This is a genomic window from Streptomyces hirsutus, assembly GCF_001418415.1.
GTDB lineage: Bacteria > Actinomycetota > Actinomycetes > Streptomycetales > Streptomycetaceae > Streptomyces > Streptomyces hirsutus.
In genome coordinates, this window is record NZ_LIQT01000649.1 from 1 (window position 1) to 8,321 (window position 8,321).

4 protein-coding genes are annotated in these 8,321 nt (G+C 71.1%); 1 reads left to right on the forward strand and 3 read right to left on the reverse strand.

The annotated features are described in order from the left end of the window. The first annotated feature begins 55 nt into the window (after positions 1-55). Complete coding sequence (locus AOK11_RS36620; RefSeq protein ID WP_055597943.1) at positions 56-970, forward strand: ABC transporter ATP-binding protein; 915 nt, start codon at positions 56-58, stop codon at positions 968-970. A gap of 102 nt (positions 971-1,072) precedes the next feature. Here AOK11_RS36620 and AOK11_RS36625 read toward each other — a convergent pair whose 3' ends face one another. The 3 genes from AOK11_RS36625 to AOK11_RS36635 form a co-directional block, all read right to left on the reverse strand. Then, a complete protein-coding gene (locus tag AOK11_RS36625) occupies positions 1,073-6,001 on the reverse strand; it encodes an NAD-glutamate dehydrogenase (RefSeq protein ID WP_055597944.1) in 4,929 nt (1,642 codons plus the stop codon). A gap of 542 nt (positions 6,002-6,543) precedes the next feature. Next, on the reverse strand, positions 6,544-7,209 hold the full coding sequence (locus tag AOK11_RS36630) for an HAD family hydrolase (RefSeq protein WP_055597945.1): 666 nt from the start codon (positions 7,207-7,209) through the stop codon (positions 6,544-6,546). Between the two features lie 124 nt (positions 7,210-7,333). Then, complete coding sequence (locus AOK11_RS36635; RefSeq protein WP_055597946.1) at positions 7,334-7,831, reverse strand: DUF6912 family protein; 498 nt, start codon at positions 7,829-7,831, stop codon at positions 7,334-7,336. Between the last annotated feature and the right edge of the window lie 490 nt (positions 7,832-8,321).

Here is an 8,321-nt window from a genome sequence, read left to right on the forward strand (position 1 = left end):
CTGGCCGGCGTGATCGGCTTCATCTACTTCTGGAAGGCTGAGGAGACCTACGGCCGTGGCTGACAACACCGACGAGAAGATCCCCACCGTCGTCGCCGACGGCGTCGACATCGTCTACCGGGTCAACGGCACCGGCGCCGGACGCGGCTCCGCCACCGCGGCCCTCAACCGCATCGTGCGCCGCCGCAAGACCGAGAGGGCGTCCGGCGTGCGCACGGTGCACGCGGTGCGCAACGTGTCCTTCGTCGCCCACCGGGGCGAGGCCATCGGCCTGATCGGCACCAACGGCTCGGGCAAGTCGACCCTGCTCAAGGCCGTCGCCGGCCTGCTCCCGGTGGAGAACGGCCGGATCTACACCGACGGCCAGCCCTCCCTCCTCGGCGTCAACGCGGCCCTGATGAACGACCTCACCGGCGAGCGCAACGTCATGCTGGGCGGGCTCGCGATGGGCATGACCCGCGAGCAGGTCCACGAGCGCTACCAGGAGATCGTCGACTTCTCCGGCATCAACGAGAAGGGCGACTTCATCACCCTGCCGATGCGCACCTACTCCTCCGGCATGGCCGCCCGGCTGCGCTTCTCCATCGCCGCCGCGAAGGACCACGACGTCCTGCTCATCGACGAGGCCCTGGCCACCGGCGACCGCTCCTTCCAGAAGCGCTCCGAGGGCCGCATCCGCGAGCTGCGCAAGCACGCCGGGACGGTGTTCCTGGTCAGCCACAGCAACAAGTCGATCCGCGACACCTGCGACCGCGTGCTGTGGCTGGAACGGGGCGAACTGCGCATGGACGGACCGACCGAAGAGGTGCTCAAGGAGTACGAGAAGTTCACCGGCGGCCCGGACAAGGCCCGCAAGCCGAAACCGAAGCCGAAGGCCGAGCCGAAGCCGAACCTCGAGCAGCCCGAACAGCCCGAGCAACCCGAGGTGAAGACCCGAACCGAGCCCGAGGCCGCTTCGAAGCCTGCCTGAGGCCGGCACCGCAACGCCGCAGGGGGCGCCCCGGACACGACGGTCCGGGGCGCCCCCTGCGGGTTGTGCTGTGCGCCGTGGGCGGGGCGGGCGCGTACTGCCCTACGCGTGCGAGCGCAGCAGCGTCCGCATGGTCCGCATCGCCACCGACAGGTTCGCCAGGTCGAAGGTGTCCGAGCTCTGGATCTCCTCCAGGGTGGTGCGGGCCCGGCCGATGATGGCCTCGTTCTTCGCCTCCCACACCGTGAACCGCTGCTCCGGTGTCGACGTGCCGTTGCCCGCCGCCAGCACGTCGGCCATGACCGCCGCGTGCGCCGCGTACAGGTCCTCGCGGATCGCCGCGCGGGCCATGGACTGCCAGCGGTCGGCGCGGGGCAGCTCACTGATCCTGTCCATCAGCTGGGTGATGCGCAGCCGGTCGGCGAGGTCGTAGTACACCTCGGCGACGTCCAGCGGCTCCTTGCCCATGCGGTCGGCCACCGAGACGATGTCGATCGCCGCGAACACGGAGGAGAACCCTGCCACACGGGTGGCGAGTTCCGCCGGGACACCGACGCCCGCCAGCTCGTCGTGGATCTTCTGGAACCACTCCAGGTCCGCGCCGCGCAGCAGCTTCGGCAGCTGCGACCAGACCAGTTCGACGCGCTCGGCGAAGAACGACACCGTCTCCTCGAGCTCCAGCGGCTGCGGACGGTTGTTCAGCAGCCAGCGCGTGCCGCGCTCCACCAGCCGGCGCGAGTGCAGCCTGATCCGGGTCTGGACGTCCGCCGCGACGACGGTGTCGAGGTCCTCGACCCCGTCCCACACCGTGGCGGACCGGAAGATCGCGCGGGCCGCGGTCTGGGCCCGGACGATCTCCTCCAGCGACGCTCCGGTCTCCTCCCGCATCCGGTGCAGATACGTCGTACCGCCCGTGTTGACCGTGTCGTTGACCAGGACGGTCGTGGTGATCTCACGGCGCAGCGGGTGCGCGTCGATCCGGTCGGCGAACTGCTCGCGCAGCGCGGCCGGGAAGTACGAGTGCAGCAGCACCTTGAGATACGGGTCCTCGGGCAGTGAGGTGCTCAGCAGCTCGTCGGCGACCGTGATCTTCGTGTAGGCCATCAGGACGGCCGTCTCCGGGCCGGTCAGGCCCTGCCCGGCGCTCAGCCGCTCGCGGATCTGGCGGTCGGTGGGCAGGAACTCCAGGGCCCGGTCGAGGTGGCCCTCGCGCACCAGGTGCTTCATGAAGCGCTGCTGGGCGTGGAGCATGTCCTTGGACTGGGCCAGGGCGTTGGCGAGGGCGGTGTTCTGCGCGTAGTTGGTGCGCAGCACCAGCCGGCCGACCTCGTCGGTCATCGAGGCGAGCAGCTTGTTGCGCTGCTTTACCGTCATGTCGCCGTTCGCGACCAGGGTGTTGAGCAGGATCTTGATGTTCACCTCGTGGTCGGAGGTGTCCACGCCGGCGCTGTTGTCGATGGCGTCGGTGTTGATCCGGCCGCCGTGCAGCGCGACCTCGATCCGGCCGAGCTGGGTCATGCCCAGGTTGCCGCCCTCGCCGACGACGGCGACCCGCAGGTCCTTGCCGTCGACGCGGATGGTGTCGTTGGCCTTGTCGCCGACGTCGGCGTTGGACTCGCTCGACGCCTTGACGTACGTGCCGATGCCGCCGTTCCACAGGAGGTCCACCGGCGCCTTGAGGATCGCCTTCATCAGGTCCGCCGGGGTCATCTTGGTGACGCCGGAGTCGAGGCCGAGAGCCTCGCGGATCTGGGCGTTGACCGGGATGGACTTGGCGGTGCGCGGGAACACGCCGCCGCCGGCCGACAGCAGGTCGGTGTTGTAGTCCGCCCAGGAGCTGCGCGGCAGCTCGAACAGGCGGCGGCGCTCGGCGTGGCCGAGGGCCGCGTCCGGGGTGGGGTCGATGAAGATGTGCCGGTGGTCGAAGGCGGCGACCAGCCGGATGTGCTCGCTCAGCAGCATGCCGTTGCCGAACACGTCACCGGACATGTCGCCGATGCCGACGACCGTGAAGTCCTGGGTCTGGGTGTCCACGCCCAGCTCCCGGAAGTGCCGCTTGACGGACTCCCAGGCGCCGCGGGCGGTGATACCCATGCCCTTGTGGTCGTATCCGGCGCTGCCGCCGGAGGCGAAGGCGTCACCGAGCCAGAAGCCGTAGGCCTGGGCGACCTCGTTGGCCGTGTCCGAGAACCTGGCGGTGCCCTTGTCGGCCGCGACGACGAGATAGGTGTCGTCCCCGTCGTGCCGGACGACGTCGACCGGGGGCACGACCTCGCCGGCCACCATGTTGTCGGTGATGTCGAGCAGCGCCGAGATGAACGTCTTGTACGCGGCGATGCCCTCGGCCATCCAGGCGTCGCGGTCCACGGACGGGTCCGGCAGCTGCTTGGCGACGAAGCCGCCCTTGGCGCCGACCGGCACGATGACGGTGTTCTTCACCATCTGCGCCTTGACCAGGCCGAGGATCTCGGTGCGGAAGTCCTCCCTGCGGTCCGACCAGCGCAGGCCGCCGCGCGCGACCTTGCCGAACCGCAGGTGCACGCCCTCGACCCGCGGCGAGTACACCCAGATCTCGAACGCCGGGCGGGGCGCCGGCAGGTCGGGCATGGCCTGCGGGTCGAACTTCATGGAGACGTAGTCGTGCGGGCGGCCGCCGCTCGCCTCCTGGAAGAAGTTGGTGCGCAGCGTTGCCTTGATCACCGTGAGGAAGGAGCGCAGGATGCGGTCCTCGTCGAGCGAGGCGACTTCGTCGAGGGCGGCGTCGACCTCCTCCAGCAGGGCGTCCACCAGCTCGAAGCCGGCGCCCTGCCGCTCCGGCGACATCCTCGCCTCGAACAGGGAGACGAGCAGCCGGGTGGTGTGGACGTTGTTGCGGAGGGTGTCCTCCATGTAGTCCTGGCTGAAGGTGGAGCCCGCCTGACGCAGGTACTTGGCGTAGGCGCGCAGCACCACCGCCTGACGCCAGGTCAGTCCGGCGCTCAGCACCAGGGCGTTGAAACCGTCGTTCTCCGCCTTGCCGGTCCAGGTCGCCGCGAAGGCCTCCTGGAACCGCTCACGGGCGTCGTCGCCGAGGTGGTCGGCGCCGTCGGCGGCCTTGGGCAGCCGCAGTCCGAAGTCGTAGACCCAGGCCACGCTGCCGTCGTCGCGGCGCAGCTCGTAGGGCCGCTCGTCGACGACCTCGACGCCGAGCCGCTGGAGCACGGGCAGCACGGCCGAGAGGGAGACGGCCTCACCCTTGCGGTAGATCTTGAAGCGGCGCACCTCGGGGGTCGCGCCCACCGGCTCGTACAGGCTGAGATCGAAGTTCTGCTCGTCGTCGAGCTGTTCGAGCCGGACCAGGTCGGCGACGGCGCCGCGCGGGGTGTGGTCGGCCTTGTACCCCTCGGTGAAGGCGTTCGCGTAGCGGCGCAGCAGTTCGGCGGCACGCTCCTCGCCCAGTTCCGCGGTGAGGGCCTCGCCGAAGCCGTCGGCCCAGGAGCGGGCGGCCTCGACCAGCCGGGCCTCGATGCGCTCCCGGTCCTGGTCGGACAGCTGCGGCAGCTCGGTGCCCTGCGGGACGCGGACCACGAAGTGCAGCCGGGAGAGGATCGACTCGGTGTTCCAGGCGGTGAAGTCGACGCTGATGCCGCCGAGTTCCTCCTTGAGGATGTCGATGATCCTCAGCCGCACACCGGTGGTGTACCGGTCGCGGGGAAGGTAGACGAGGGCGGAGTAGTAGCGCCCGTACTCGTCCTGGCGCAGGTAGAGCCGCAGGCGGCGGCGCTCCTGGAGGTAGAGCACCGAGGTGGCGATGGCCTGGAGCTCGTCGGCCGGGGTCTGGAAGAGCTCGTCGCGCGGGTAGGTCTCCAGGATCTGCAGCAGGTCGCGCCCGTCATGGCTGTTCGGCGAGAAGCCGGCGCGCTCGAGGACCTCCTCGACCTTGCGGCGGATCACCGGGACCCGGCGGACGGACTCGGTGTAGGCGGCCGAGGAGAACAGGCCGAGGAAGCGGCGCTCGCCGACGACGTTGCCGTCCGCGTCGAACTTCTTGACGCCGATGTAGTCCAGGTACGACGGCCGGTGCACGGTGGCCCGGCTGTTGGCCTTGGTCAGGACGAGCAGCTTGTGCTCGCGCGCCTTGGCCCGGGCGTCGGCGGGCAGCCGCTCGAAGGACGGGCTGACCGGGTGGTCCTCGTCGGTGGCGTGGTGCGGGTCGGAGCGCAGGACGCCGAGGCCGGTGCCGGGGACGGCGGCCAGCGAGTCGTCGTCGCGCAGCTGGTACTCGCGGTAGCCGAGGAAGGTGAAGTGGTCGTCGGCGAGCCAGCGCAGCAGCTCCCGGGCCTCCTCGACCTGCGGGCCCGGCACGTCCACGGGGACGGGTTCGTCGGGCAGGCCCTCGGCCAGCAGGGTCGCCGTCTGCCGCATCTTGCCCCAGTCCTCGACGGCCTCGCGGACGTCGGACAGGACGCGCAGCAGGTCGGCGGTGATCTGCTTGAGGTCGCCGCGGTCGCTCTCGCGGTCGGTCTCGACGTGGATCCAGGACTCGATGTGGGCGTCGTGCGGGAGTTCGCCCCCGGCGGGTGCGGCGGACACCTCGATCAGTTTGCCGGTGAGGTCGCGGCGCACCACCATCTGCGGGTGGATGACGACGTGGATGCCGCGGCCCTGCCGGGTCAGCTCATTGGTGACGGAGTCCACGAGGAAGGGCATGTCGTCGGTGACCACCTCGACGACGGAGTGGCTGCACGTCCAGCCGTTCTCCTCGACGGTCGGGGTGTGGACCCGGACGTTGGCCGTGCCCTGGGGACGGTTCTCGGCCAGCCGGAGGTGCGAGAAGGCGGCTCCGAACACGTCGACCGGGTCGCGGCCGACAAGGTCCTCCGGGGCGGTGTGCAGGTAGTAGCGCTGGAGGAACGCGAGCACGGTGTCCCGGTCGGGCATGCCCTTGTCCGTCGTCCCGGTCGGCAGTTTCCCCCCGGCCGGGCTGTTCTCAGCTACCCGGGCGGCCTTTTCGAGCAGCTCGGCCTTTGCTTCGTCCAGCTTGGTCTGCATTGTCCTCTGACTCCTGTCGCGCGCCATTGCGTGACGTAGAAGGAAGTACGGTCTCTGCGCCCGCGGTGCGGTGGTACGGCGCGGGGTGTCCGCTCCGTACCGACGCTATGCCGCAGGATGAGACGAGCGGGGGCTTCTCTGCCAATTCCGGCGCGCCCGACGGGTGTGACGCTGCTCTCCGCGACGTCCGTACCCGGGGGATGCGGCGCGCCTCGGGGACCTTCCGGGTCCCGTCCCGCCCGCGAGGACCAGCGAGCGCCGCCCGGTCACGGATGTCGTCCGTGCTCTCCGGGCGCACAACGGGGACGACGAGGCCCCCGCGAGCTATCGCGCTGATCACGCCACCCAGGCTATCCCCCCTCGCGGGGGGCCCGTCATGAGCCGTATGTGTACAAAACATGGGGTGGAACTTTGACGTTCTGCACAGTGCGCTTCCGGCGACATCCGGTCGTCTTCCGTCCGCTTCCCGATCGTCCGCCGTCCGTTTCCCGCCGGCCGCCCCTCTCTCCGTGGCGCCCGGCGCCCGGCGTCCGGCGTCCGGCTCAGGCCGCCAGGCGTTCCGCTTCCTCGACGGCCTCCGCCAGCGTGTCCACCACCGGCACCCCCACCGCTTCGAGGCTGGCTCTGCTGTGCGAGCCGCCGGTGTAGAGCACGGCTCCCGCCCCCACGTGCCGCGCGGCCAGCGCGTCGTCGGCGGCGTCCCCGATCACCACCGTGCGGGCCGGGTCCACTCCGGTCAGCGCGCCGAGGTGGCGCGCCATGTGCTCCGACTTGCCGCCACCGGACGGGCCGGTCCGCCCGTCGACGCGCAGGAAGTGGGACTCGATGCCGAAGCCCCGGACCAGGGGCACGAGGTCCTCGTGCCCGTACATGCTGAGGATCGACTGGCTGCGCCCCGCCGACGACCATCCGGCCAGCAGCTCCGCCACCCCCTCGGCGAGCGCGCACCGCACCCGGTGCTCGGTGTAGTACCGGTGGAAGGTCGCGTCCATCAGCTCCCACTCGGCCTCGGTGGGCAGCCGTCCCATCAGCCGCTCGTAGAACTTCGGCACCGGCACGCAGTACAGCTCCCGGTACCGCTCCAGCGTGAGCGGCTCCAGGCCGAGCTCGGCGAAGGCGGCGTTCGTCGCCCCGATGACCGCGTCGACGTCGTGGAACAGCGTGCCGTTCCAGTCCCAGACGATGTGCGCGTCCCTGTGCATCCCCATGGGAAAAAAGTACCCGCCGCCACTGACAGCCGGGAGACCACCGGATCGGCGCCGCACCCGGCGGCCGACTCAGGCCGCCGGCACCGGGCCTCTCCCCGGTCCGGCCCGGTGCGAACGGAAGACCTCAGACCGCCGGCCCCAGCAGGTTCGGGATCTCCTGCGTGGCGTACCACAGCAGTTCGTGCTCCTCCGCCCCGTCCACGACGGACTGGGCGCCGTCGTCCCCGCCGTCCGCCGCGGGCAGCGCCTGCGCGGCCGCCGTCACGTCCGGCTCCGCGTCCGCCGCGTCCACGTGCACCGCCGCCGCCCGGTCCAGCCGTACGGGCCCGTCGACCCACAGCGCACCGGGGCCGGCCGGATCGGCCGAGACCGCCCCGTCGGGCACGTCCACGGCGACCACGACCCGGCGCCGCGGGGCGCCGGCGTCCGCGGCCAGCAGCCGCAGCGAGGCCAGCGCGGCGAAGCCCAGCGCCGCGTACTCCTGGTCCTCGTCGTACTCGGAGGGGTACCACTCTCGCAGCGCGGGCGTCACACCGTAGGCGGGGAACCGCCCGGCGCCCAGCTCTCCCGTCCGGTACGCCTCGGCGAGGCCGGAGAGGGTCAGGGGGACGTAGACGCGCATGTCGGCGGCTTTGACGCGCATGTGGGCAGCTTTCGTGGTCGGAGGTCCGCCGGGGATCGCGGGACACCTCTGGGGCGGCCGCATCCGGCCGGGTGAGCCTTCAGGGTACGTGCGGCGTCCCCCATCGGGTTCCTGCCCACCCCCTCGGCGGTGTCCACCCCGAGCCAGGAATTCACCCGGCCCGCCCGCTCCCGGACGGGATCGACCGGCCGTCATTCACTCGGATAAGTGAATCCTCCCGCCGTCCCGACACGACTCACGGCGCCTTGCCGTCGCCCTCTGCCGCCCCGTACAAGATCCCCAACCACGAAGTTACCGCCCGGTATCGCCCCGGTCCCCCGGCCGGCGGCGACGCCCGGCCCGTCGAACGGGGTCCCGTGAACAAGGTCATGACCAGGGCTCAGCACCGCACCGGTACGCGTCCTCCCGGCCGCCGCGACACGCGCCGCCCGACCGGCACCACCCCTCCCCGCATCCCCTCGGGTGGCAC

What these genes read in the sequence shown, in the direction of transcription:
- AOK11_RS36625 (WP_055597944.1), bottom strand. Translation starts at nt 6,001, where the DNA reads ATGCAGACCAAGCTGGACGAAGCAAAGGCCGAGCTGCTCGAAAAGGCC.
- AOK11_RS36630 (WP_055597945.1), bottom strand. Translation starts at nt 7,209, where the DNA reads ATGGGGATGCACAGGGACGCGCACATCGTCTGGGACTGGAACGGCACG.
- AOK11_RS36635 (WP_055597946.1), bottom strand. Translation starts at nt 7,831, where the DNA reads ATGCGCGTCTACGTCCCCCTGACCCTCTCCGGCCTCGCCGAGGCGTAC.